The sequence below is a fragment of the Shewanella sp. HL-SH8 genome (genome assembly GCF_051165765.1).
Taxonomy (GTDB): Bacteria; Pseudomonadota; Gammaproteobacteria; order Enterobacterales; family Shewanellaceae; genus Shewanella; species Shewanella glacialimarina.
In genome coordinates this window covers 1822481-1848850 of record NZ_CP195039.1, presented here as the reverse complement: position 1 = coordinate 1848850, position 26370 = coordinate 1822481, and the positions used below count along the sequence as shown (strand labels likewise).

19 protein-coding genes and 1 pseudogene are annotated in these 26370 nt (G+C 40.8%); 11 read left to right on the top strand and 9 right to left on the bottom strand.

Annotated elements, in window-relative coordinates; genetic code table 11:
• Positions 1–174 precede the first annotated feature (174 nt).
• The 4 genes from ACRWQN_RS08240 to ACRWQN_RS08225 all read left to right on the top strand — a co-directional run bounded on the left by ACRWQN_RS08240 (position 175) and on the right by ACRWQN_RS08225 (position 4416).
• Positions 175–1731: a GGDEF domain-containing protein gene (locus ACRWQN_RS08240; protein WP_434940426.1), complete on the top strand. Its 1557-nt coding sequence runs from the start codon at positions 175–177 to the stop codon at positions 1729–1731.
• Positions 1732–1781: 50 nt separating this feature from the next.
• Positions 1782–3137, top strand: a complete 1356-nt coding sequence (gene ppnN / locus ACRWQN_RS08235; RefSeq protein WP_434940425.1) for a nucleotide 5'-monophosphate nucleosidase PpnN — start codon at positions 1782–1784, stop codon at positions 3135–3137.
• Between the two features lie 9 nt (positions 3138–3146).
• Positions 3147–3920, top strand: a complete 774-nt coding sequence (xni, locus tag ACRWQN_RS08230; RefSeq protein WP_434928774.1) for a flap endonuclease Xni — start codon at positions 3147–3149, stop codon at positions 3918–3920.
• 88 nt (positions 3921–4008) lie between these two features.
• Positions 4009–4416 (top strand): DUF3192 domain-containing protein, encoded by a 408-nt coding sequence (locus ACRWQN_RS08225; protein ID WP_434928773.1) that lies wholly within the window; start codon positions 4009–4011, stop codon positions 4414–4416.
• Between the two features lie 403 nt (positions 4417–4819).
• Here ACRWQN_RS08225 and ACRWQN_RS08220 read toward each other — a convergent pair whose 3' ends face one another.
• The gene (locus tag ACRWQN_RS08220; RefSeq protein WP_434940424.1) at positions 4820–7600 is read right to left on the bottom strand and encodes an alpha/beta hydrolase family protein; all 2781 of its coding nucleotides are present in this window, start codon (positions 7598–7600) and stop codon (positions 4820–4822) included.
• Positions 7601–8080: 480 nt separating this feature from the next.
• Here ACRWQN_RS08220 and ACRWQN_RS08215 point away from each other — a divergent pair, with 480 nt between their 5' ends.
• Complete coding sequence (locus tag ACRWQN_RS08215; RefSeq protein ID WP_434940423.1) at positions 8081–9091, top strand: isocitrate dehydrogenase; 1011 nt, start codon at positions 8081–8083, stop codon at positions 9089–9091.
• Between the two features lie 92 nt (positions 9092–9183).
• Here the strand turns inward: ACRWQN_RS08215 and rlmM are convergent, their stop codons facing one another.
• From rlmM to pomA, 7 genes and pseudogenes are all read right to left on the bottom strand, one after another.
• Positions 9184–10287, bottom strand: a complete 1104-nt coding sequence (gene rlmM, locus ACRWQN_RS08210) for a 23S rRNA (cytidine(2498)-2'-O)-methyltransferase RlmM (protein ID WP_434928771.1) — start codon at positions 10285–10287, stop codon at positions 9184–9186.
• Between the two features lie 75 nt (positions 10288–10362).
• Positions 10363–10751 (bottom strand): annotated as a pseudogene (locus ACRWQN_RS08205) (DUF423 domain-containing protein).
• 45 nt (positions 10752–10796) lie between these two features.
• The gene (locus ACRWQN_RS08200; protein WP_434940617.1) at positions 10797–11501 is read right to left on the bottom strand and encodes an alpha/beta family hydrolase; all 705 of its coding nucleotides are present in this window, start codon (positions 11499–11501) and stop codon (positions 10797–10799) included.
• A 22-nt stretch (positions 11502–11523) separates the two neighbouring features.
• The gene (locus tag ACRWQN_RS08195; protein WP_434928769.1) at positions 11524–12435 is read right to left on the bottom strand and encodes a transcriptional regulator GcvA; all 912 of its coding nucleotides are present in this window, start codon (positions 12433–12435) and stop codon (positions 11524–11526) included.
• 329 nt (positions 12436–12764) lie between these two features.
• On the bottom strand, positions 12765–14219 hold the full coding sequence (thiI, locus tag ACRWQN_RS08190) for a tRNA uracil 4-sulfurtransferase ThiI (RefSeq protein WP_434930122.1): 1455 nt from the start codon (positions 14217–14219) through the stop codon (positions 12765–12767).
• A 315-nt stretch (positions 14220–14534) separates the two neighbouring features.
• Positions 14535–15485: a flagellar motor protein MotB gene (locus tag ACRWQN_RS08185; RefSeq protein WP_434928767.1), complete on the bottom strand. Its 951-nt coding sequence runs from the start codon at positions 15483–15485 to the stop codon at positions 14535–14537.
• A gap of 3 nt (positions 15486–15488) precedes the next feature.
• Positions 15489–16256 (bottom strand): flagellar motor protein PomA, encoded by a 768-nt coding sequence (gene pomA / locus ACRWQN_RS08180; RefSeq protein WP_434928766.1) that lies wholly within the window; start codon positions 16254–16256, stop codon positions 15489–15491.
• A gap of 237 nt (positions 16257–16493) precedes the next feature.
• Between pomA and xseB the strand changes: the two genes are divergently transcribed.
• From xseB to dxs, 3 genes are read left to right on the top strand one after another with little or no spacing between them, the layout of a single operon-like run.
• Positions 16494–16724 carry an exodeoxyribonuclease VII small subunit gene (gene xseB, locus ACRWQN_RS08175; RefSeq protein ID WP_226410419.1) on the top strand — a complete coding sequence of 77 codons (231 nt, stop codon included), beginning with the start codon at positions 16494–16496 and terminating at the stop codon, positions 16722–16724.
• Positions 16725–16754: 30 nt separating this feature from the next.
• The gene (ispA, locus tag ACRWQN_RS08170) at positions 16755–17636 is read left to right on the top strand and encodes a (2E,6E)-farnesyl diphosphate synthase (protein WP_434940422.1); all 882 of its coding nucleotides are present in this window, start codon (positions 16755–16757) and stop codon (positions 17634–17636) included.
• Between the two features lie 18 nt (positions 17637–17654).
• The gene (dxs, locus tag ACRWQN_RS08165; RefSeq protein ID WP_434940421.1) at positions 17655–19520 is read left to right on the top strand and encodes a 1-deoxy-D-xylulose-5-phosphate synthase; all 1866 of its coding nucleotides are present in this window, start codon (positions 17655–17657) and stop codon (positions 19518–19520) included.
• A 129-nt stretch (positions 19521–19649) separates the two neighbouring features.
• Here dxs and grpE read toward each other — a convergent pair whose 3' ends face one another.
• Positions 19650–20264: a nucleotide exchange factor GrpE gene (gene grpE / locus ACRWQN_RS08160; protein WP_226410422.1), complete on the bottom strand. Its 615-nt coding sequence runs from the start codon at positions 20262–20264 to the stop codon at positions 19650–19652.
• A 157-nt stretch (positions 20265–20421) separates the two neighbouring features.
• Here grpE and nadK point away from each other — a divergent pair, with 157 nt between their 5' ends.
• From nadK to ACRWQN_RS08145, 3 genes are all read left to right on the top strand, one after another.
• Positions 20422–21300, top strand: a complete 879-nt coding sequence (nadK, locus tag ACRWQN_RS08155; protein ID WP_434928763.1) for an NAD(+) kinase — start codon at positions 20422–20424, stop codon at positions 21298–21300.
• A 364-nt stretch (positions 21301–21664) separates the two neighbouring features.
• Positions 21665–23320 carry an L-lactate permease gene (locus ACRWQN_RS08150; RefSeq protein ID WP_434940420.1) on the top strand — a complete coding sequence of 552 codons (1656 nt, stop codon included), beginning with the start codon at positions 21665–21667 and terminating at the stop codon, positions 23318–23320.
• A 94-nt stretch (positions 23321–23414) separates the two neighbouring features.
• The gene (locus ACRWQN_RS08145) at positions 23415–26219 is read left to right on the top strand and encodes an FAD-binding and (Fe-S)-binding domain-containing protein (RefSeq protein WP_434940419.1); all 2805 of its coding nucleotides are present in this window, start codon (positions 23415–23417) and stop codon (positions 26217–26219) included.
• The last annotated feature ends 151 nt before the right edge of the window (positions 26220–26370 follow it).

The window sequence follows — 26370 nt, the reverse complement described above, 5'->3', positions numbered from 1 at the left end:
ACAACGCTTTGTTATAACATTGCTACACTATAGATATAGTCGAGCGTCGTTATGTCAGATATTACCCAATTAATCTAAATTTTAGTTATCTGTGTTTAGTTATCGGTGTAATTGACGATATATAGTCATTATCTTTTTTATTAGTTGAATTTAGCGGAAGCAACAAGGCATTTTATGAAAGATTCTGAGATAGCGGTATCACAAATAGCGCTAATGAAACAAAAACTTCATGCTGCCCGAACAGCTTTAGAGGATATTAATAAAGATCGTAATGATAAGCTTAAAACCTTGATCCAGTTTATTGGCCATTTAAGCTTGGCCTGTAAAGGACAGAATCTGGAACTTGATAATAAATTAGCCAAATTACGTCATCAATTACATGATTACGATCAAATTGACGAGGCACTACCTGAATTAGTTGATATTGAAAGAATTTTGAAAGGTCAATATCACCATACTATGACTCAGCTTGAAGAAAGCAGATTAGGTCTTGCTAGAGTGATAAGGCAGATTCAACGAGTCAATTCAGCACCCGATAAAGTCAAAAAAGAAATCAATTATTTCAAGCAAGATCTCGCGAAACCTTTTCACACCGTATGGGAATACATCCCCAAAGTTGAAAAGCTTATTGGCTTTTACGAAGAAATTTTACAGCAACAATTTACCGGTGCAGACAATTACGACATATTACCGCAGCACATTCAGCTTGCGCGAGAGCTGGCAGTAAAGATATCTGAAATAGAGTTTCGTAAAGATCAACGCGACCAAATCCTGGTAATGAAAGAAGTATTATTGGGCGATATTAGTTTAAATACTCTACTTGAATCGTATCAAACTATCCTAAGCTTATTATTAGATAATATTGCTAGAGAGAAATCAGCTTCCCAGGACTTTCTATACGCATTAAATGATGCTTTAACCGTTGTTCGTGATGTCGTCAATAATTCGCAAAACAACAATGAGCGAAGCCATCAACTTAAGCAGCAGTTAAATAAAGAGATTAATTTAAGGGTTAATAATGCCGACGGTATTATCACTGAAGTCGATGACTTAAGTGATTTAAAGACGCAGCTAACAGTGCAGTTATCATCCCTTCGTGATGTGTTATCACGCAAAGAAGCGCTTGAGCAACGTGAACAAACAATATTACGTAAGTCTATTGAAGCCATGCGTAAAGAGCTTAATAGTATTACCCAAGAAGCAAATTGTTATAAAGAAAAACTATTTGAACACCAAAAACTTAATCTTCTTGACCCACTGACTCAACTGGCAAATAGAACCGCCCTTGAGGACAGAATGGATCAAGAATATCGAAATCATGTTCGATTTAAGACACCTTTGTGGATTGCGGTAACTGATATTGACCATTTTAAATCGGTAAATGATAACTTTGGCCACAGTACGGGTGATAAAACACTGCAAGTAATTGCTATGGCCCTTAAAAACTCATTACGCGACAGTGAATTTGTGGCAAGGTACGGTGGTGAAGAGTTTGTGCTGTTACTGCCTGACGTTACCGAAGAGCATATTTCAGCATTACTTAACCGCGTAAGAGAAAAAGTAAAAAATATTCCATTTAAATTTAAAAATCAGAGAATTACAGTTACATTATCTATCGGTGCTGCGCAAGTGATGGACAATGAAACCATCGAAGAAGCTTTTGAAAGAGCAGATACGGCACTCTATAAAGCGAAAAATAATGGCAGAGACAGAGTCGTAATAGACATATAAGCAGCACCGCAGCTTAAGTGTCTTTACACTTAGGTCTAAAGGAGTTGCTTATGATTATACGGATTAGCCCTCGAGGCAGTTTGGATCAACTTTCACAGTTGGAAGTTGATCGACTAAAACAAGGCGCCAAAAGCGACCTTTATCAATTGTACCGCAGCTGCTCATTAGCGGTGTTATCTTCAGGCCTTGTCAGTGATGACGCTGAAGCGCTTTTCGATAGATTCGACACCTTTAATATCAATGTACTTCAACGTGAACGTGGTATTAAGCTTGAATTGATCAACCCTCCCGAGCAAGCTTTTGTCGACGGCGAAATAATTACCGGTATTCAAGAACACTTATTTGCTGTACTGCGTGACATCATTTACATCACCAATAAATACGATAACCTCAAACACATCAACTTAACCAATGCGAGTCACATTACCAATGTTGTTTTCGATATATTGAGAAATGCGCGCGCGATCTCGCCAATGAAGGACCCCAATGTTGTCGTATGTTGGGGCGGGCACAGTATTAATGCCGTCGAATATCAATATACTCGCGACGTAGGATACCAGTTAGGGCTTAGGCAACTTGATATTTGTACTGGCTGTGGCCCTGGTGCAATGGAAGGTCCGATGAAAGGCGCGGCAATTGGTCATGCAAAACAAAGGGTTAAAAATGCTCGTTATATTGGTTTAACCGAACCCAGTATTATTGCCGCAGAGCCTCCTAATCAAATCGTCAATGAACTGGTCATTTTGCCCGACATAGAAAAACGCCTTGAGGCCTTTGTGCGCATTGGTCATGGTATTATTATATTCCCAGGTGGTGCGGGCACTGCTGAAGAGCTACTGTACTTTTTAGGTATTTTATTGAATATAGAAAACGCTGACACTCCTTTTCCATTAGTGCTTACTGGCCCTAAGCAAAGTGCACAATATTTTGAAGAAATTGATAAATTTATTGGTGCCACCCTTGGCGAAGAAGCCCAGAATAAGTATCAAATTATTATTGATGACCCTATCAAGGTTGCTCAAATAATGAAACAAGGTATGGCGGAAGTGAAAACCTATCGCAAAACAAAAGGCGATGCTTATCAGTATCAGTGGTCTTTAAAAATTGAACCAGAATTTCAATTACCCTTTGATCCCAGCCATGAAGTTATGGCAAATTTAAATCTATACTTTCAAAATAATAAAGCTGAGCTTGCCGCTAATTTACGTAAGGCATTTTCAGGCATTGTGGCTGGCAATGTGAAAGGCGAAACCATCAAGCGCATTAAGGAGCACGGCAAGTTCCATATTAAAGGCGACCCTAAGTTAATGGAGATGATGGACAAGCTACTTAATGCATTTGTAGAACAACAGCGAATGAAACTTCCTGGCAGCGCTTATGAGCCTTGCTATAAAATCATCACATAAAATAATAATATGAATAAATTACTCATTATTGATGGTCTTAACCTGGTTCGGCGTATACATGCGGTGTTACCAGACGAGACTGATATTGACAGTGTTAAGGCGCGCTCTTTGGCAGCTTGTCATAAAATGTTACAACACCATCAACCTTCCCATGTCGTTGCCGTCTGGGATGGCGAACAAGAGTCTTGGCGTAAAAAGCTTTATGCTGATTACAAAAAAGGTCGAAAGCCGATGCCTGAAGCCTTACATAAAGGGTTAAAGGAAATTAAATCGGCACTGGCCGCAGAGCATATCTATTCATTAGATGCAGCATCAGAAGCTGATGATGTTATCGCCACATTAGCCCTTAAAATTACCAATAATCAGGGCCAGGCAATTATTGCCTCTACCGATAAAGGCTTTAGCCAGTTACCGCAAAATCAACTGACATTGTGGGATCACTTTAATCAAAAAGCATTTGATTTAATTGAACATGAACGCAAACTTGGTGTAGTACACAGTCAATTTTTGGACTTTATTGCCCTTGCAGGCGACAGCGGCAATAAAATCCCCGGCATTGCAGGTATCGGTCCTAAATCAGCGGCAGACTTACTGAATAAATTTCGCACTTTAGCTAATATCTATCGTTCACTGGAAAATCTTGGCCCCAAACAGGCACAAAAACTTGCAGAAGGAAAAGACATTGCACGTATTAGTTACAAATTGGCCCAGCTGCAATGTGATATTCCACTCAATATCAACTTAAAACAATTTAGATATCAAGCTGGGATATCGACACCATAAGTTACAAAATTAGCCGTTACAAAAACATTAGAATCCATTAAGTTAAATAATATTATAACTCAACACTAAAATATATTCGGGCCTATAAATGAAAGCTAAAGCTACTTACGTTATCGGTGGGGTTTTTATCGCATACCTCTTTTTTGTCGCTGTTGTGATGTTTGTTTACGAACCACAGCCAGAAGATAGGGAGTGGGATGACAGGCAAGCTTATAATAACCAGAAAATGAGTGAACTCAGCTTTGGACAACCACGGGAAGACATTATAAAGATATTTGGCAGCGCGGATTTTGTTGAGGCTAAAACGGCTATAGATGGTCAATATCAACTGTTATTTTATCGCACCCACCATGTGCAATCAGATGGCATTACCACTCGCGATGAGTGCACACCGCTGTTGTTTAAAAATAATATCTTAATCGCTTGGGGAACCGAAACACTCCAACAATATTTAGCTAGCACTATTTTTGCTGATAACAGTATTCAGGCTCACTAGTTTAATCCTGCACTTATGCCGCGGCTCATCAATATTGAGCGGTGAGCCGCAATCAGTTAAATAATCGATATGTTTCCCGCAAAACTAGGTCTTTAGCGCGATTCTATTTATGAGATTGACTCACTTTTTTGTATCCTTAATATTCAAATCTTATATTAAGTCAAATAAAGGATTACTTACTCAGGATGATAACTGTTGAAGACAGAATGGTTGGTAAGACCAGATGATGTAGTAGTTCCTCTTAAATGTATTATCATTTTTCAATAAGTCACTTTTATCGCCGACCTCAACAGCATTATCGCAGCCAATCAGAGATTCTAGTGTTATGCACTGAGATGAAAATGTTTTCCAATAAAAATGCAGGCCGCTAGTGCCTGCATATTCTAGTCAACTTAGCATCTTATTAGTCTGCCGAATACTCTTGATAAGCTTCACCTTTTTCAAGCCATAATGGCGCTGGCTTACCGAGTAAGTAATGATCAAAGTATTGACGCATTTTTATGGTGTAATCCAGCTTGTTAGGGTACTTCTTCAAATGATGTGGTTCGCCTTCATACTGAAGAAATACCACATCCTTACCTGCACGGCGCATGGCTAAATACATTTCAATACCTTGCTCCCAAGGCACAGCATCGTCAATATCACCAAACATAATCATCATAGGTGTTTGAATGCGTTCAACATAAAATACAGGTGAGTTTTCAATGTATTTCTGTGGCGCTTTATATAAGCTTTCAGCCATTCTACTTTGGCCGGCCTCATACTGAAATTGACGTGCAAGTCCGCTACCATGTCGAATTCCACTGTAGGCGCTGGTCATATTCGATACCGGCGCCCCTGCTACCGCTGCGGCAAACATATTAGTTTGAGTAACAGCATAAGCCGTTTGATAACCGCTCCATGAATGTCCATGCAGGCCGATTTTTTTAGGATCCGCGACACCCATTTCAACTATTTTTTGTACTCCAGAGGTTAATGCTTTTACCGCCGATATACCTGGATAGCCAATTTCAAAACGAATATCTGGTAAAAAAATCGCATAACCATTATCGGTATACCAGGCAAAATTAGGTCTATGGTTTATTTTCATATCAGGAAAAGCATGTAAACGATCGCTCATAAAGCGGTAATAATAGACCATAACAGGATAGGTTTTTCCTTCCTGGTAATTACTTGGTTTAATCAACACGCCATCAATAGACTCACCATCTGCGCCAGTCCATTGCACTAGCTCTGCATGGCCCCAAGAAAACCCTTGGCGCTGCTTGTCTAATTGAGTAAGCGCTTTAGCACTGCTTAGGGAGTCTAGCGTTGCAGTATAAATATCTGGATATAAATCAAAACGCTGGGTTGAAAATAATACCTGTTCGCTCTGCTTAGCTCTGGCTAGCACGGTTAATTTACTTTTACTATTAGTGAGTTTTTTTACCCCTGCTGTACCTATTTTTGCTTGGTAAAACTCATCCTCTTTATTGCGATGACTGTAACCTTGTAATAGCACCACTTGATCTTGCTTAAGCGTAGCAGGCTGTTTATCTTCAACTAACCCTTTAACGCGAAATTCAATACCTTGCTTTCGCCCTTCTCCATTAGATAACATAAAACCATTATGAGACTTGGTATTGAACTGCCATGCATCATATTTATCATAGGCAATAAAGCCTGAACTATCGGCTAACCATGGACCAAAACCATAACCTGGAGCTTGGCTCGGATAATCATGGTCTTCCTCGGAAAATGGCACATCATATTGACCACTCAAGTTATAACTTACCGCTTGAGCAATATCGTAAATATAAATATTTCCCTGCTGATAATAGCGAAGGAATTGAGCATTAGGTGATAATGTCGGAATCGCGTCACTAGGTTGCTGTGCCAACACCAAAATCTTTCGACCCGTGTTCACATCCACCAAATACACATCTTGATAAAAACCGGCCCAGGTAATCATTTTCTGGTAAGGCACATCTGATGTTGCCACTAAATAACGCTGTTGCTCACCATAATTTATCGTTGGCACAGTTTTATCAGCCAATTGAACCATATGATCTGCTTCAATATGATAAACCGCTAAATAAGTACGCTTTAGCTCATCTTGATATTCTTTCACTTCATGGGGCTTAATTTTGGGGTCATCGCCATGCCAAACCCGTAGATTTTTATTGTCAGTAATGACATCTTGATCAAATAATGATTGCCCGTCGGTATATTTTACCCGCGCTGTAGGGGCAATAATTTGCGGTACTCTACCAACAAATAACCGCTCGTTATCACGGGAAAACATCACGCTAGCATGTTGATTCAACGTCCACCCATCACTACTAGGTTGACGTTTTTTACCTGACTTTATATCAATAAGATGTAATTTATATTCACGACTATCACGCTTACTGGCCAGTTTTCCCGCCGTAAATCCAACAAAGCGACCATCGTTGCTTAAAGCGAGCTCGCCCACTTGCTCATCTATCGCGCTATATATATTACGTTGAGTGTGATCTTTTAAGCTCACTAACGTGACATGATGTTGATTATTATCATGATCATTAACCGCCGCGACAAAATGAATTCCTGACTCATCAAATGCGTATTGAGTCACATTAGTGAGTTGAATTTCTTTTTGAGTCGTTAAATGGATTAAGGTTAACGAGGTGCCTTTATCCGCATCATCAAGTTTGGGCTTTTTCTTCGAATCTGATTGCTCTGTATTATCTTCTGCTGGCTTACTGTCTGGGGCAGGTTTTTCTTCTTTGAACCAAATAGCTAAATACTGGCCATTATCATTAAAATGCGCCGACTTAACATTTTCAAATGTCTGTTGTGTGTTTGTCTTAGTGTTAAGTAGCACTATATTCTGGGTTAATTCGGCTTTCTTTTTAGTTTCTTTATCTAGCAAACTTGCTGGAATAGTCGCGATAACAAATTGACCATTAGGTGTCACTTCAGGCTGAGTTCCATTAGTAATTTCAAAACTCTTGCTACCATCAGTCGATTTAATAATAACATCACTCTCACCTCTGTCAGGCTGAGCCTCAACTGCCATTATGCTACCATCATCAGCTAATACTGGTTGCTGTAAGGTTTTAAAATGCATAATGTCGGTCAGAGTTAATGGTTCTGCTGATATCAGGCTCGATGAGAGCGACAAAGCCACCACCGCGTAAATGGACAAATAAGATAATTTCACAATCTTCCTCTTTTATAATTATGGGGTATTAATAACAACTAACACCCAATTCGAAGTATTTACTGTTCAGTGCTCATTTGTAATTAGTCACCAGCTGCCACATAAGTATGGCTACTTTCATTATTCGACTATGGTCGTCTAGTAAATAACCGCAATAAATGAACAATATATCCTGCTTTAATAGTGTTAACTCTTGCTGAAAAAGGCAGGCTGACTTATCGATTTGTTAAGATTTAGTTGAATCGGTCACTTATTGAATTATTTTAATCCAAAATGACTTTAAATGACCTTTAAAATGTCATTTCACTCTCAGTTTTGTGTAAATAAAGATGTTAAATCGTTAAAATAGCTCACCGAAACATTGCGTTTCGATCTTAGTGCCACCGCTTAGTGTAAGCCGTATTTAAATCACCTTGCTTAGGCGGTCAATATTAATGCGCTGTATTCATTGCAGTCACATCTCAGGTGTAAGGACTTCTTATGTCAAAACGTACAATAACTGTAATTCCAGGTGATGGGATTGGCCCAAGCATTATCGATTCTGCATTAAAAATTCTTGATAAGGCTGGTTGTAATTTTGAATATGAATTTGCCGATGCTGGTCTAGCTGCGTTAGAAAAACACGGAGAGCTAATACCGCAACGTACCTTAGACTTAATTGAAAAAAACCGCATTACTTTAAAGGGCCCGTTAACCACTCCTGTTGGTGAAGGTTTTACTTCAATTAATGTTAGTTTACGTAAAAAGTTCAGCTTGTATGCAAATGTTCGCCCAGTAAATTCATTTAAGGGCACTCAAGCACGTTATGAAAATATTGATATTATTACGGTGCGAGAAAATACCGAAGGCATGTACTCAGGTTTTGGCCAAAAAGTATCAGACGACGGTGAAACGGCTGAAGCAACCAGTATTATTACCCGCAAAGGTGCTGAGCAAATCGTGACATTTGCCTATGAATTAGCCCGTAAAGAAAATCGTAAAAAAGTCACTATTGTGCATAAAGCCAATATCATGAAATCAACCTCAGGTTTGTTTTTGAAAGTGGCTAGGGAAGTCAGCTTACGTTATCCTGATTTGATTACTGAAGAAATGATTGTTGATGCCACTTGCATGAAGCTGGTAATGAACCCAGAAAACTTTGATGTAATAGTCACAACCAACTTATTCGGCGATATCTTATCTGATTTGTGTGCAGGCCTTGTCGGTGGTTTAGGCATGGCTCCGGGGGCAAATATTGGTCGCGACGCCGCAATCTTTGAAGCGGTACATGGTAGTGCACCAGATATTGCGGGTAAAAACTTAGCTAATCCAACATCCGTTATTTTAGCCTCAATTCAAATGCTGGAATATTTAGGTATGTCAGATAAAGCGGTAATGATCCGTAATGCGGTAGCAGCAGTGATTGAAGAAGGCGACCGTACTACCCGTGACTTAGGGGGCACTTATGGCACTACTGATTTCACTCAAGCAGTATTAGAACGATTAGATTAGCTTTTGCTGTTGAGCACAAAAACCTACAAAAAGCCCTAATTTCGATTAGGGCTTTTTGTTTTATATAAATCTAACACTGAAAAATGAATAACTTATCTTTCACCCAATACGGCATAATTAACGCCTTTTTCTGGGAATAACCATAAGTGTACCGTCACTTCATCACGGTCATGATAAAGGTGTTTGCATTGCATGCGGTATTCAATGTTATTTTCTTTAAAAATCTCCGCCATAGTGTCTAAAATAACTCGCACTTCTTTGTATCGACTTTTCATTGGTAATTTCAGATTAAAAATAGCTTCTTTAAACCATGCATTAATGGCCCAAGCTTCTATCAACTCTGCCACGCGTGAAGGTTTTTCAACCATGTCACATACTAACCAATAAATATTTTTTCTTGGGGGTTCAAATCGAAAGCCATCGGCACGGTAATGCTTAACTTGGCCTGTTTCCATTAACTTTTCATTCATAGGGCCATTATCAACAGCAGCAACCATCATCCCTCGACGGACTAATTGATAAGTCCAACCACCAGGACATGCGCCCAAATCAACGGCATTTAAGCCACTACGACAGCGCAAATCTTGCTCTTCTCTAGTTAAAAAGGCACTAAAAGCTTCGTCTAGTTTTAAACTAGAGCGACTCGGTGCATCTGCAACCATTTTCAAGCGCGGAATACCCATGAAATGTGGTGAGCTGTTATTGCTAAGAGAATAGCCTACATACGCCTTTCCCGGACCAATAAAACACACATGTACAATTGGACGACTTTGGCTTTCTTTGGCCAATAAAATACCAGCTTTTTTCAACCCCTGGCGTAATGGTACAGTGAACTTACGGCAAAATGCCGACAATTCTTTTGCTTCGTTAGTGTCAGGAGTTTCTACCCGTAATTCGCCACAACGAGATATCTCACCTAAGGCTGCAACAATCGGACTCATTCTGTCTTGCTCTGGCAAGTCAATTAGTAACTCGCCAGCGGCAAACATTTGTCGCGTAAAAATTAACGACTGCAATGCTAGTTGCTCGGCTAACTTATCGGCACCATTGTCTTCAAAACATTGATAAATAACATAAGCGTCATTGTTATTAGTTTTAACGAAGCCGCCTATGTTGAGCTCTGCCGCACGTTGTTGAATTTCTGCTGCGCACTCTTTTTCATATCCAGCGCGGCAAAATAAGAATAGGTTTTTCATGTAAAGCCTTAGCAATAGTCGATCTTGGAGCCAAATTTTGTCGGATTATAGCAAGAATATGACGCTATAGCAGATTTAGATTTGATCAGTATTAATGGGTCTACGCCATGCAGCAATCGCAAATAACGCCCAAGCTATGAGTAAACAAAGCCCTCCCATAGGAGTGATAGGACCAATCCATTTAGCCTGGGTTAAAGCATATAAATACAGTGAACCAGAAAACAAGAGTATGCCTACGATAAAGAAGCCCGCAGACCAATTAAGCCACTTAGCTGACAACCATTGGGCCGCAAAAGCTAAACTCACTAGTGCAAAGGTGTGATAAAACTGATACTCAACCGCTAATTTGAAAATACTAACCATTTCCGCTGAGGCAATATTCTTTAACCCATGGGCGCCAAAGCCCCTAAAGCAACAGCAATAAAACCACTAATAGCAGCAATAAATAACAAACGATGGTTCATAACGCACCTTGAATTGAGTTAGCGGATTTATCATCCTAAAATGAATTAAGTGACAGACTGAGAGAATTTAACGATTTCTGCCACAGCAAGTTTTAGGTTAGCGTCAAACGTGGTACCTGACGACTTTCTTGGTGTAAAACTATGATCGCCATCAGGAATAGTGACAAACTCAATGCTGTCCCTGAACGTCCATGCCGCTATTTGTTCAGGCAAACCAAATTTATCACGCTCTCCCTGTAGCACTAAGGTTGGCATGTTCGAATCATTAAGGGGTGGTAATCTGGGCTCTCCGCCTTTAATAGGAACAAAGGGATAACCCAGACATATTTGACCAACAACCTGGCCTAATATAGTTTGCGCCTCGACATTATCACAGGTGTGTAAATTTGAGGTTAATGTCGCCATCATTCTTGAGCCCATCGACTTACCGATAAACACGACTCGTTTAGCGGTAATAACTCCCTGCTGCTGTTTGTGATAAATATCGTTCAGCACAGATTCAAGATGCGACAGTAGCTTAGGGGCGCGATCCGGTGGGCGCTTCTTGCCATCAAGCATATTGGCCTGCATGTATAAGAAATTAAATCGATATACAGCAAAACCTTGTAATACCAAGAGCTCAGCCAATTGTTGCATGAAAGCATGGTGCATATTAGCGCCTGCGCCATGGGTAAGCACAATTAAAGTATCACTTTGATTGTCGCCTTCAAGTAAGTAATCGCTTGCTAACAAGCTTGCTGGGCGATCAATATTTAAAGGACTGGCAGCTAAGCTATCCTGTGAGTAATTCACTGCGTGACTCCTCTGCAAACATATCCACCATCCATTCACGAAATGCGCTGACTTTGCCTAATTCAGAATGGTTTTGCTGACACACTAAATAGTAAGCATCTTTACTGACTAAGACTTCAGGAAACGGACATACCAGGCGGCCCGCTTTAATATCCGGCCTGGCTAATACGCTGTAGCCTAATGCAACCCCCTGCCCGTGGGCAGCGGCTTGTAACACTAAAGATGAATGACTAAAAATGGGGCCTTGATTAACATTAATATCACTTACCCCGCATTGTCTAAACCAGGCCTGCCAGTCGTGGCGGCTTGAGTCATGTAATAGGGTATGATATTTCAAATCACTTGGGGTACTTAGTGGCTTAGGTCCATTTAATAACAATGGTGAACAAACGGGGATCAATACTTCATTGCGCAGTTTATCCGCTCTAAGCCCTGCCCAATTACCTTGACCATAATAAATTGCCACATCAACATCATCTGTTAACGACCCTGTATCACTGTCTACCGCTTTAATACGCACATCAATATCAGGATTCTTTTCACTAAATTTGGCTAACCGCGGCACCAACCATTGAATAGCAAAACTCGGTGACATACTTACCGTTAACGAGCCCACAGCGCTGCGGGCAAGCAAGCGGTCGGTCGCCTCACCCAACTGAATGAAAATATCCTTGATGTCAAGAAAGTAGCTCTGACCTTCTTCGGTTAACAGTAATGATCGATTTTTACGTCTAAAAAGCTTTAACCCTAGAAAATCTTCTAATGCTTTAATCTGATGGCTAACCGCAGCCTGAGTAACAAACAACTCCTCTGCAGCCCTAGTAAAACTGAGGTTTCTTGCTGCCGCTTCAAATGCTTTAACTGCATTTAAGGGCGGTAATCGTCTGGCCATGATGATTAATCTCTTATTATTTTAATTAGTTTTTCTAATGATTATCTCTATTTTTTACGGTTTGTAAAGAACAGGTTTTTGATTAGATTAACATATTGAAATAACGTTAGCGGGGAGGATTTTCGAGGTGTATCTCAGCTGAATAATGGAGGGGGAAATTCGCGCTCACGAAACGGTATTGATTAGATTTTTACATATCGAAGATTATCACTTAATTGCTATAAACAGTTGCTATAAACAAATGCTATAAACAAATGCTATAAACAAATGCTATAAAAAAGGCTTGCACCGTTGAAGATACAAGCCTTTATTACAATCAGCTTAACGTTTTATGGACGATAAACTTTTACATTCTGATAGCCTTGTTCAATTAAATACAAGGCTTGTAATTTACTCATCACACCGCGGTCACAATATAATAGGTAGGTTTTGCTCTTATCTAAGTCAGCAAATTTTGTTGCCAACTTAAAGAATGGGATTGCTGTAATCTCTACGCCTTCTATTGATAATGGCTTACGCTCTTCTTCTTCAGGTGCACGTACATCAATCACTATTTCGCCAGATGCAATATCTGTTACCGTTTCTGTTTCAGTGATTTGTTGATTCATTTCTGTTTCAATATCTCTAATATCCATCACTTTAGCTGAATAAACGATACGTTCGATAAGATCTTCATCAAACTTTAATTCTTCAGCTTCAATTTTAGATAACACTGCTTTTACCGTCGGTTTTTGAGAGATAACACCGCAGTATTCAGGCATTGTCTTAGCAAAATCCTCTGTGCCAATTAAGCGACTTTGATTGATGATATCCTGTTTGTCCATGGCTATCAGTGGACGCATAATTAACATGTCAGTACAGCGGTCTATCACATTCAAATTGGTCAAGGTTTGGCTAGACACTTGACCTAAACTTTCACCTGTCACCAAACCCTGAATTTTAAATTTCTCGGCAATACGCGCAGCTACACGCATCATCACACGCTTTAAAATAACGCCCATTTGACCACTATCAATTCGTTCTAAAATTTGTTCTACAACTGGCTCAAACGGCACGGTAATAAAACGCACTTTATGTGACTCACCATAGGTTTTCCATAAATGATAGGCTACTTGTTTAACGCCTATTTCATGCTGTGCGCCACCCAAGTTGAAGAAGCAATAATGGGTACGCGAACCCTTTTTAATAAATTGAAAACTTGATACACCAGAGTCAAACCCACCTGAGATAAGTGATAACACATCCTCTTGGGTTGCCATTGGAAAACCACCTAAGCCTTCAATACGACGCTCAACCAAATAAACTTTATTCCCATCAATTTCAAGATTAACGGTAACATCGGGATTGTTCAGTTTTACGCCCAAGGCATCAGCATGTTGATTTAAGCCACCACCGACATAACGCTCAACATCAATAGAATTAAAATCATGGTTTCCGGTACGTTTTACCCGTACACAAAATGTTTTACCGGCAATTTCATCACGGTACCGGGGTAAGGCTAACTGGTAAATGCTGTCAATAGTATCAAACGGATACTCGCTGACTTGCACCACATGGGCAATACCAGGAATACACGCTAAGCGTTGCCCAAATATGTCCTGCAATTCTGGTTTATCTTCAGGTACCTTGACGATGATCCGATCAAATAAACGTAGCACCTTAGCCTCTTCGTCGACTTTTTTAAGTACATTTCGAATATTCGTTTCTAGCATTTTAGTAAACCGTAATCTTACCGATTTACTTTTCATCATGATTTCAGGGTATAACTTTACAATAAACTTCATAGCGGTTCCGGCAACATTAATTACTGGCTAAACACGGCAATGTACTTAGCCAACGTCATAGTTAATGGTTTGAATTAAGAAAATAAGGACTTATTTTTCACGGCAAAAAAATATCGACCCAGCTTACACTGAGTCGAATACATTAATTACCGTACGTAAAAAAGCAGTAATTCTGAGGATTATATCAAATTTTTAGTCGCTTGTAATAACATTATCCGCTTGGGCAAGCATCACGATATATTTATATCACGCTAGATATGGTCCAAAAAAAGCACAATCATTTGATTGCGCTTTAAAGTCAGCCATTTGCGTTTATTAAGGATTTTGGGGCGTCTGCGGATCCTGAGTCACTTTAATCTCATCAGACTCTTTAGGTTTGCCCTGCTCTATGGCTATTTCGACTCGACGATTTCGAGCTCGATTAGTGTTACTGTCATTAGGCACCAGTGGATTATTGGACGCCTCTCCCATCACTTTCATTCGTGTCTCATCAAAGCCAGGTACTTTCATCAACTCATGGGCTACCGCAACAGCCCGCTGACTGGATAAATCCCAATTTGAACTATAAAGCTCATTGCTGATATGGGCGCCATCTGTATGTCCTGACACAGTGATAATGCCTGGGACATCTTTGAGTAACTCACCGATGGATCGCACAATAGGCCTAAACTGGGGCTGAAGAAAGCCTGAACCGGAAGAAAATGAACCCTTTTCTCGAATTCGAATAATAATTTGCTGACCTAAGGATTCTAATTCAATGGCACCATCAACAATTTGTTCATTCAATTGTTCAGCCATTTTTTTAAGCTGTTCATTGATATTATCTTGTGAAGATGCGGCATCTTTTTTAACCGCCTCAGCTTCTTTTTGTGCAGTTGCGCTAGCATTACCCCCACGTTGGGCGCCATTCTGTTTTTGTACTCCGCCAGCACTGTCTTCTTCACCTGCTTGATACTCAATGGTTGGTTGAGTCATTTCATTAGTTTGCTGGTTAATAATTTCAATCGGAGTGGGATCGGGTCGACCAGGACGAAACTCCAGTGCAATAACAGATGTTCCTTTAGGGATGTCTTTGACTTCAACTTTATTTTGTACACCAAAGGCATACTTCATTGAACCTGCAATTTGCTTGAACTTCATTACGTCCATTTCAGAGAACGCTAATAATAATACGAAAAAGCACATCAGCAACGACATGAGATCAGCAAAGGTTGCTAACCACATGGGCGCGCCGGCAGGTGGACATTCACACTTGGCCTTAGCCATGGGTTACTCCCCGTCCGTTGTATCTATTTTACGTTGTTTTTCAGCGATATAGTTTTTCAAAAAGCCTTCAATTACCCGTGGATTTTGTCCATCTTGAATCGCCAATACCGCATCCATAATCAAATTACGATTCAATAGCTCTTCATTCATCCGCAGCGCCAATTTATCCGCCATTGGTATGGCTATCATATTGGCGATTACCGCACCATAAAGTGTGGTTAATAACGCCACCGCCATTGATGGGCCAATTGATTTAGGGTCATCCATATTTGATAACATGGCAACCAAACCAACAAGCGTACCAATCATCCCCATCGCAGGTGCAACATCGCCCATGGCTTTAAAAATATTCACCCCAGACTTATGGCGCTCTTCAGTTAAGGCAATATCCTTCTCTAATGCATTACGTACGACCTCGCCATCATGACCATCAACTAACATATCGACAGCTTTTTGCATAAATGTGTTACTAATTTGCGCTTCTTCTAACGCTAAAAAGCCCCCTTTACGGGCAGCATCGGCCATATTAACTGATTGCTCAATGAGGTCTTCTGGTTTATCAATTTTAAACATAAAGGCTTTTAAGCCAATCTTAATCGCACCTAAAAATTGTTTTAGGTTAAACTTCATCATCACCACAAATAAAGAGCCGGCAACAACAATCAAAATTGACGGTACGTCGATAAATAGGCCAATACCACCACTGGTCACCATAGCGCCAATGATAAATGCAAAAGCACCAATAATTCCTATCAGGGTTGCTAAATCCACAACATCTCCTCAAATGCAGTTAAGTCTGCTTGAACATGCTAATGCTAAAATCGTTAAACTTAAACATCATCTTACTATGTTATCGGTCAAAATCATTTCTAGTTTAGCTCGAATTTCAACTTTCTAAACAAATTTCAGTAACAAAGCGTGCTATTGAGCAAATATCCAGCGTCTGTATTTGACCCAAAAGCTCGGCTGATATACCTTGTCACACGCTGAACAAGAGGAAATATCAACGTGGCAAAAAAACCTGAAAATCTCAGTTTTGAGCAATCTTTAAATGAACTTGAAACTATTGTAGCCAGTTTAGAGCAAGGTGAAGTCTCCCTTGATGATGCATTAAAGCAGTTTGAACGAGGCATCAACCTCGTACGCCAAAGCCAGGCAAAACTTGAACAGGCACAACAGAAAGTATCCATTTTATTAGATGACAAAGACACCTTAACCCCATTAGAAATTGAACAATAAACAGCTTTGACAGCATGTTGAGGTATTACAGTGCTAACTGATGCAATAAAGACTTATCAACAAAGAGTTGATCAAGTATTAAGCCAAAAATTAACTGACCTTGATAACGCTGCACCAAAATTAAAAGCGGCCATGACCCATGGTGCGTTATTAGGTGGTAAGCGTATCAGACCTTTTTTGGTTTACAGTATAGGACAAATGTTAAATGTCCCGCTAAAGGTATTAGATAATTTAGCCGCTGCCATTGAATGTATTCATGCATATTCGCTTATCCATGATGACTTACCAGCAATGGATAATGATAGTCTTCGCCGTGGCCAACCTACTGTTCATATTGCTTTTGATGAAGCCAGCGCAATATTAGCAGGTGACGCATTACAAACTCTGGCATTTGATATTATCAGTGAGCCTATTGAGGGTTTAATGCCCGCTCAGCAACTAGCCATTGTTAAATCATTGGCAAAAGCCTCTGGTTATCAGGGGATGTGTGGTGGTCAGGCAATTGATCTTAGCGCCACAAATCAGCGTATTGAAATGGCGAGATTAACTGAGCTTCATAACAAAAAAACGGGTGCATTAATCTGCTGCGCAGTAGAAATGGCGTTGATTGCAGCCAATGCCACCGATAATGAACATCAAGCCTTAATGGTTTACGCTGGTAAAATAGGTTTAGCCTTTCAAGTGCAAGACGATATATTAGATATCGTTGCTAGCACCGAAGAGTTAGGTAAACCACAAGGCAGTGACGAGCAATCAAATAAAAGTACCTTTCCTAAATTACTCGGTTTAGAAGGTGCCAAGCAGACATCACAGCAACTTGTTGATGATGCTCTATCAGAACTGACTAAATTGCCATACAATAGTCAGTTAATTGCAGACTTTGCCCGGTATATTATCGTGCGAAGAATATAATAAGACAGATATCTCACTATGAGTTTCGATAATTCTCAATATCCTGTGTTAGCAAAAGCTAACACCCCAGAAGAACTTAGACAGCTACCTCAGAGTTTATTGCCGCAGGTATCAGATGAGCTGCGCCAGTTTCTGTTGCAGTCGGTAGGCATGTCTAGCGGTCATTTTGCTTCTGGCTTAGGCACGGTTGAATTAACCGTAGCGCTTCATTATGTGTACGACACGCCTTTTGACCAATTGGTTTGGGATGTTGGCCATCAAGCTTATCCTCACAAAATTTTAACTGACCGCCGTAACCGCATGCACACTATTCGCCAAAAAAACGGTTTGCATCCTTTTCCATGGCGTGAAGAAAGTCATTACGATACCTTTAGTGTCGGTCATTCTGGCACCTCTGTCAGTGCAGCTTTAGGCATGGCAATTGCCGCCGAAAAAGAAAATAAAGGCCGTAAAGTTGTTGCTGTTATTGGTGATGGCGCAATGACAGGTGGTATGGTATTTGAAGCTTTAAATCATGCCGGTGACTTACGCAACGATATGTTAGTCGTGCTGAATGATAATGAAATGTCGATTTCAGAAAATGTTGGCGCACTTAATAATCACCTTGCTCAACTTATGTCTGGCCGCTTTTACACGACTATCCGTGAAAGCAGTAAAAAAGTGCTTAAAGGCATGCCTGCTATTAAGGAAATAGCTAAGAGAACAGAAGAGCACCTAAAAGGCATGGTGGTTCCCGGGACTTTGTTTGAAGAACTAGGCTTTAATTACATCGGCCCTATTGATGGCCATGATGTTGATGCCTTAGTTGAAACCATGCGCAATATGCGTAGCCTAAAAGGGCCACAGATCCTGCACATCATGACTAAAAAAGGTCGTGGATATGAGCCAGCAGAAAAAGATCCTATTGGCTGGCACGCAGTGCCTAAGTTTGATCCTAGCCAGTTCAAAAAACCTGCGACTAAACCAGGTTTGCCGACATTTTCACAGGTGTTTGGTAAATGGCTATGTGATGTTGCTGAGCTTGACGATAAAGTGATGGGAATTACCCCTGCTATGCGTGAAGGTTCAGGCATGGTTGAGTTTTCACAACGTTTCCCTAAACAGTATTTTGATGCTGCTATTGCTGAGCAGCACGCAGTAACCTTAAGTGCTGGTATGGCAACCCAAGGCTTAAAGCCCGTTGTAGCCATATACTCTACCTTCTTACAACGCGGCTATGATCAACTCATTCACGATGTAGCATTACAACGCTTACCTGTGTTATTTGCCATTGACCGTGGTGGTATTGTCGGCGCAGATGGTCCGACCCATCAAGGCGCGTTTGATTTAAGCTTTATGCGTTGTATTCCCAACATGATAATCATGACCCCTTCTGATGAAAATGAATGTCGTCAGATGCTGTACACCGGCTATTGCTATCAGGACGGTCCTACTGCGGTGCGTTACCCAAGAGGTTGTGCAACAGGTGCTGAACAAGTTGAAGAAATGACCCAATTGCCTATCGGCAAAGGCGTAATGAAGCGCCACGGCAAAAAAATTGCTATCGTTAATTTTGGTACAACATTAGAAGCCGCCTTAATTGCTGCTGAAGCATTAGATGCTTCAGTTGCCGATATGCGCTTTGTGAAACCGTTAGATATTGAGCTACTGACAGAACTGGCAAACAACCATGATGTGATTGTCACAGTTGAAGAGAACGCGATAATGGGCGGCGCAGGTAGTGGCGTGATGGAAGCGTTACAACAACTTAAAATCATTATGCCTGTGCTTCAAATAGGTCTACCGGATGAGTTTATTAAACACGGCGCTCCAGATGAAATTATCAGTGAACTGAAATTAGATACCAAAGGTATTGAGCAGCAGATTAGAGACTATTTAGCTTAGTTGATATCACGTAGCTAAAATAACTTCTTAATCTAAACCAACTAAAAAAACGCATAAAAAAAGGGCTGAATTATCAGCCCTTTTTAATCGATTACTTTTGGAAAGGTAGAAGGCTACCGTTCTAAGTGATTATGCTTGAGTATCTACACCTGGACCGCCTTGCGATACCATCACCATAGCTGGACGTAATAAACGGTCATTTAAAATATAACCTTTTTGCATCACTAACATCACGGTGTTCTCTGGATACTCAGCACTTGGCTGCATACCAATAGCTTGGTGATGTGCAGGATTAAACGTCTCGCCTAATGGGCTAAGCTGTACCACGCCAAATTTCTCAACTGTACTTAAGAAACCTTTCATGGTTAATTCAACACCTTCATAAATAGCTTTAGTGGCCTCATCAGCTGGCGAGGTACCTTGTAACGCTCTATCCATGTTGTCGATAACCGGTAAAAGCTCATTAGCAAATTTTTCTAAGGCAAACTTACGCGCTTGTTCTACATCTTTTGCAGTACGTGTACGAATATTTTGTATCTCAGCTGCCGCACGCACTTCAACTTCTTTGCGATCAGCGAGTGCTGCTTCAGACTCTGCTAATAGCTGCTCTAATTCTTCAATGCGGAAGTTAGCCTGGGTTAACTCATCCATTAAGCTTGCTTCACCAGCTTCAATGACGGTACCTTCTTCCACTTGATCTTGGGTATCGATATCTTGTGGATCGTAGTTTGACTCGTTGCTCATTTTCACTCCAGCTAAAAAATGCGATATTTTCGAAAATCTGACAGAAACATGTCAGAAGAAGATTAATTATCATGCTTCTGACACTTTTAATTAGTTTGGGTATATTATGGGGATCAATTTCAGCGTTTCAAGGCTTTTAAGCCCAACAAATATCAATATGAGCAAAAAGTTTAATACTATCGGCCTTATCGGTAAGCCGCATCATCATGGCACAAACTTAACCTTGAAGCGTTTGCATCATTGGTTATCAGTGCAAGGCTACCAAGTTATTGTTGAGTCCCGTGTCTCAGCAGAACTGGGTAATGATATTTCATCCATGGACTTACTCGAGATGGGGGCACATTGTGATCTCGCCATTGTGGTCGGTGGTGATGGAAATATGCTAGGTGCAGCAAGGGTGTTAGCCCGTTTTGATGTTGCTGTCATTGGCGTTAACCGGGGTAATTTAGGGTTTTTAACCGATTTGCCTCCAGATAATTTTGAAGATACCTTGTCTGATGTACTTGATGGTGAATTTGAAACTGAATACCGCTTTTTATTAGAAGCTGAAGTACATCGCCATGGCAAAATAACCTCAAGTAATACTGCGGTTAATGAAGCGGTATTACACCCTGGTAAAATTGCTCACATGATCCAATTCGAAGTCTACATAGACGAGCAGTTTATGTACAGCCAACGCGCGGATGGCATGATTGTATCAACACCAACAGGGTCTACTGCTTATTCATTGTCAGCAGGCGGTGCTATTTTAACGCCTAATTTACAAGCACTCATTCTAGTGCCTATGTTTCCCCACACCCTTTCTTGTCGCCCTATTGTGGTTGATGCTTGTAGCACGATCAAATTAGTCGTGTCACCTGAGAATGGTGAAAATCTTGAAGTCAGTTGTGACGGCCACGTTCACTTAGCCGTGTTGCCTGGTGATGAAATTATTATTCGCCGCTCAAGTGAACAATTAAGACTAATCCATCCTAAAGGCCATAATTACTTCCACGTATTGCGCAATAAACTGGGCTGGGGCAGCAAGCTGTTTTAATCACTTAATGCTCACGCTCGATCTCTTCAACTTCCTATCAAGGTGATATATAGCGTTTTTTATCACCTTGAATGCTCATCTCGTGAGTGAGTTCACATTCATAATCGCTAATATTAAGTAAAATCATCCTTCATTCGCTGAACACTTAAACGGTGATATTAATCACATACTTAAATGAGTGAAATCGATCTATGTCCCAATGTTTGGATGGTTTGTAATAGTTAAGTTTTAAAATGATCTTGATCAAGTATTGAAGTCACAAAATACAGTCTATTACATCTACCTTTTGTTACATCGAAGTAATAGAAATATAACAAACAAAAATAAGACCTAAACTAACAACCTTACAAATAAAGAGGTGTGCATGACTACGTTACAGCTAATCGCGAGCTTAACGCCCATTATCAGCGTTATGGTGTTCCTTGTTTTACTTAAGCTCCCTGCGTCTAAAGCCATGCCCATTTCAATGGTCGCGACAGGATTAGCGGCTATCTTCATTTGGCACATGGACACTAGAATACTCGCAGCTTCGATTGTAGAAGGATTATTATCAGCCCTCACTCCTCTCACCATTATTTTTGGCGCAGTGTTTTTACTCAATACGCTTAAATATTCTGGCGCCATGGACACTATTCGAGCCGGCTTTACCAGTATCAGTGCAGATGCGCGAGTACAGGTTATTATTATCTGTTGGCTATTTGGCTCGTTCATTGAAGGTTCGGCTGGTTTTGGTACACCCGCAGCCATTGGCGCACCATTACTAGTTTTATTAGGTGTGCCGCCTATTGCGGCCGCTGTAGTGGCATTAATTGCCGACTCGACCTCGGTATCATTTGGCGCAATTGGTTTGCCTGTATTATTTGGTATGGAACAAGGTCTAATACAAAATGGCGTGTCCATGGCAACCGAACAAATTACAGCCCATGGCGGTAACTTTGCTAATTATGCTCAGTTTATTGCCATGCACATTATCACTATTGATTTAATCACGGGCTCATTAATTCCCTTAGTGGTTGTCTGTGTGTTAACTGGCTTTTTTGGTAAGAACAAATCATTTAAAGAAGGGTTACAAATCTGGAAATTTGCACTGCTAGCAGGTTTCGCTTTCACCATTCCGGCATGGTTAATTAATTACCTTGCCGGTCCTGAGTTCCCCTCGGTTATTGGTGCGTTAATTGGCATGGCAGTGGTTATTCCGGTCGCTCAAAAAGGCTGGTTACTTCCAATAACGCCCTGGAATGACTTTGCAGACAATGAACAACTATCACAGGATATCACCACTGAAGATAAGCCTGTAGAAACTAGGTTTTCGCAAATTGCAGCCTGGTCGCCATATATTATTATGGCCGCATTGTTAGTGCTTTCCAGAGTTGTTACCCCATTTAAAACTTGGTTAACAGGATTCAATATCAGCTGGACGGGGTTGTTAGGTACCGAGCTAAAAGCCAGCTTTGCCACATTTTATGCGCCGGGGATTTTCTTTATTCTAGTGTGTGTTTTAGGTTTTATATTATTCAGAATGAAACCAAAAGCCATTAAACAATCTATCACGGTATCTTGCGGTTCAATGTTACCCACCATCATCTCACTCGGCGCATCTGTGCCTATGGTCAAAATATTCGTAAACTCAGGTGCAAACTCTGCAGGCCTGCAATCTATGCCGGTAGCATTAGCAGATTTACTTGCCAATACTATGGGCTCAGTTTGGGCTTGGGTATCGCCCATTGTTGGTATATTTGGTGCATTTCTTTCCGGTTCAGCCACTTTCTCCAACATGATGTTTTCAGGCTTACAGTACTCTGTTGCCGATAATATTGGAATGAGCCATGCGCTGGCCTTAGCACTGCAAGGCATTGGTGCTAATGCTGGTAACATGATGTGTGTGATGAACGTTGTTGCAGCGGCAACCGTGGTGGGAATGGCAGGACGTGAGTCTGAAATTATTCGTAAAACAATGCCTATAGCATTAGGTTATGCGCTTGTTGCTGGCACCATTGCTGTCATTTGGGGTGGTTTCTAAGCTTAATGACCTGTTCTCAATGTCGCAAGTCACTGAAGTTTACTGTTGATGGTTTATTACTGTGATTTGCTGCTGAATTAATAAGAGAAATATTATGACGATTGATTATCAAACCATCATGCAAGAGTTAACGCTACAACTAGGCGAAAAAGCGGTCAGCAATGACCCGACTCGTCGCTTTGCGTGGTCTACAGATGCTAGTTATTTTCGTATCGTACCTGAAATCGTTGTTCATGCTAATGAACTTGAGCAAGTTAAAATAACCCTTAAAATTGCACGCAAACATAATGCACCAGTTACCTACAGGGCAGCAGGCACCAGCTTATCAGGCCAAGCAATTGGTGAAGGTATTTTATTAATACTCGGCCATGACGGCTTTCGCACCATTAATATCAGTGCAGATAGAAGTCAAATAACCTTAGGTTGCGCGGTTATAGGTGCAGATGCGAATGCGGTATTAAAACCATTTAACAAAAAAATTGGTCCTGACCCTGCCACTCTTGCGGCGGCTAAAATTGGTGGTATTGTATCCAATAACGCTTCTGGGATGTGTTGTGGAACCGCTCAAAATAGTTATCAAACGATTTCGTCAGTGAAATTATTGTTTGCAGATGGAACCGAATTAGACACGGGTTGTGAACAATCTAAATCTGCATTCGCACTAAGTCATCCAGGTATATTAGAAGCTTTATCATCTTTAGCTAAAATGACCCAAAATAATTCGGCTTTGGCTGCGCGAATTCGTAAAAAGTTCTCGATTAAAAATACCACTGGATACAGCATCAATGCGCTAGTCGACTTTAATGACCCTTTTGATTTAATCAACCACCTCATTGTGGGTGCAGAAGGAACATTAGCCTTTGTCAACGAAGTGACTTATCACACAGTAGACGAAGCCCTTTTTAAAGCTTCTGCTATGGCCGTGTTTTTCAGCATGGAAGATGCTGCAAGTGCCGTTCCACCGATGAAGGGGGACAGCGTAGCTGCGGTTGAATTACTCGACTGGGCATCGATTAAATCTGTTATGGGCAAGCCTGGTATGCCTACCTGGTTAAATCAATTACCTCAAGGCGCGGCGATATTATTAATTGAGTGCCGAGCAAACAATAAAACAACATTAGCCCAATATACCCAAGATGTGATTAACAAAATTGCCCATATTGAAACAGAACGCCCAATTGAATTCAGCAACGATCCTGCTGTATTTGCTCAATACTGGGCTATGCGTTCAGGTTTGTTCCCTATTATTGGTGGCGCACGCCCTAAAGGAACCTCAGTTATTATTGAAGATGTAGCCTTTGAACTTGAGCATCTTGCTGCCGCCGCGGCCGATCTAACCGCTTTATTTCATAAACACGGTTACCCTGAAGGCGTTATTTATGGCCATGCATTAGCGGGCAACTTCCATTTTATTATCACCCCCACCTTTTCATCTGAAACCGACACGCGCAACTTCCATGCATTTATGCAGGATGTCGCGGATATGGTGATCAATAAGTATGATGGTTCAATGAAGGCGGAACATGGTACTGGCCGTGCCGTCGCCCCTTTTGTTGAAATGGAATGGGGCGCTGATGCTTACACCATAATGAAGCAGATTAAACACATTTTTGATCCTCAAGGATTACTCAATCCTGGGGTGATTTTAAATGATGACGCTGAAATCCATGTCAAAAATATCAAACCTTGCCCTGTGGTTGATGATTTTATTGATAAATGTATTGAATGTGGATTTTGTGAAAAAACCTGCCCAACATCAGCGCTTAATTTTTCACCCCGCCAACGTATCGCCGTACTGCGTGAAATAGAAAGATTAACCGAATCCGGTGACAAACAAGCGGCTGATAAAATGCGCGCTAGCGCTAAGTACGATGTAATTGATACCTGTGCTGCTTGTCAGTTATGTACTATTGCCTGCCCTGTTGACAGCAGTATGGGGCAACTGGTGCGTAAACTGCGTACTCCTTATATCAGTACCACTGAACAAAAAGTATTAGATTTTCAAGCCAAACACTATGGCGCTGTGAATACCGTTATCAGCACAGGCTTTAATCTATTAGGCACTATTCATAAACTGACGGGTGATAGTGTTACCAACTCATTGATGAATGTCGGCCGCATGATCAGCAAAGAAGTGCCCTACTGGAATCCTGACTTCCCTAAAGGCGGCAATGTTGCTAAACCGTCAGCCCACATAATTGGTCAGCCAACTGTGGTTTACTTCCCAGCTTGTGGTGGGCGTACATTTGGCCCTACGCCAAAAGATCCTGACAGCCGCACCTTATCGGAAGTGGTTATGACTTTACTTGAACGAGCAGGCTATAACGTTGTTACGCCAAATAACACGCGTGAATTGTGTTGCGGCCAAATGTGGGAATCAAAGGGTGATTTCAAAAATGCTGACACTAAACGAGATGAGTTAATTGACTCCCTCAGCAAGCTTAGTGATAACGGTAAAGTTCCTGTAGTGGTTGATGCATTATCTTGTACATATCGCACGCTCACGGGTAACCCCAAAGTCGATATTTTAGATCTTGTGCAGTTTATGCATGACAATATTTTACCTAAAGTGACTATCACTAAAAAAGCCAGTATTACGCTACACCAGGGCTGTAGTGCGCGTAAAATGAAACTTGAACCTGCCCTTCAGGCAATTGCTGATGCCTGTGCTCAGGATGTGATATTACCGGCTGGCATTGCCTGTTGTGGCTATGCGGGTGAAAAAGGGTTATATAAGCCTGAAATTAACGCCAGTGCATTACGTAATATCAAAAATCTTATTCCTACTGAAGTTAAACAAGGTTACTACGCCAACAGAATGTGTGAAGTGGGGTTAACTCAACACAGCGGTATTTCGTATCGTCATCTAGCGTATTTACTGGAAGAGTGTAGCCGTTAGTTTCTTTAACAGTTGCAATAAACTTTGTACATTCATATAAAATAGGCCTGTCTGGTGACAGGCCTATTTTTAGTAATATGATTGTAAAGTCGAATAATGAAATAGGTACGTTAAATAATTCTGCGCGCCGTAAAAAATAAATAAAGCGACT

Coding starts and splice junctions, on each gene's coding strand:
- dxs (WP_434940421.1), top strand. CDS start 17,655: ATGAGTTTCGATAATTCTCAATATCCTGTGTTAGCAAAAGCTAACACC.
- thiI (WP_434930122.1), bottom strand. CDS start 14,219: ATGAAGTTTATTGTAAAGTTATACCCTGAAATCATGATGAAAAGTAAA.
- ACRWQN_RS08225 (WP_434928773.1), top strand. CDS start 4,009: ATGAAAGCTAAAGCTACTTACGTTATCGGTGGGGTTTTTATCGCATAC.
- rlmM (WP_434928771.1), bottom strand. CDS start 10,287: ATGAAAAACCTATTCTTATTTTGCCGCGCTGGATATGAAAAAGAGTGC.
- ACRWQN_RS08145 (WP_434940419.1), top strand. CDS start 23,415: ATGACGATTGATTATCAAACCATCATGCAAGAGTTAACGCTACAACTA.
- grpE (WP_226410422.1), bottom strand. CDS start 20,264: ATGAGCAACGAGTCAAACTACGATCCACAAGATATCGATACCCAAGAT.
- ACRWQN_RS08240 (WP_434940426.1), top strand. CDS start 175: ATGAAAGATTCTGAGATAGCGGTATCACAAATAGCGCTAATGAAACAA.
- ppnN (WP_434940425.1), top strand. CDS start 1,782: ATGATTATACGGATTAGCCCTCGAGGCAGTTTGGATCAACTTTCACAG.
- ACRWQN_RS08150 (WP_434940420.1), top strand. CDS start 21,665: ATGACTACGTTACAGCTAATCGCGAGCTTAACGCCCATTATCAGCGTT.
- nadK (WP_434928763.1), top strand. CDS start 20,422: ATGAGCAAAAAGTTTAATACTATCGGCCTTATCGGTAAGCCGCATCAT.
- ACRWQN_RS08215 (WP_434940423.1), top strand. CDS start 8,081: ATGTCAAAACGTACAATAACTGTAATTCCAGGTGATGGGATTGGCCCA.
- ACRWQN_RS08195 (WP_434928769.1), bottom strand. CDS start 12,435: ATGGCCAGACGATTACCGCCCTTAAATGCAGTTAAAGCATTTGAAGCG.
- xni (WP_434928774.1), top strand. CDS start 3,147: ATGAATAAATTACTCATTATTGATGGTCTTAACCTGGTTCGGCGTATA.
- ACRWQN_RS08185 (WP_434928767.1), bottom strand. CDS start 15,485: ATGGCTAAGGCCAAGTGTGAATGTCCACCTGCCGGCGCGCCCATGTGG.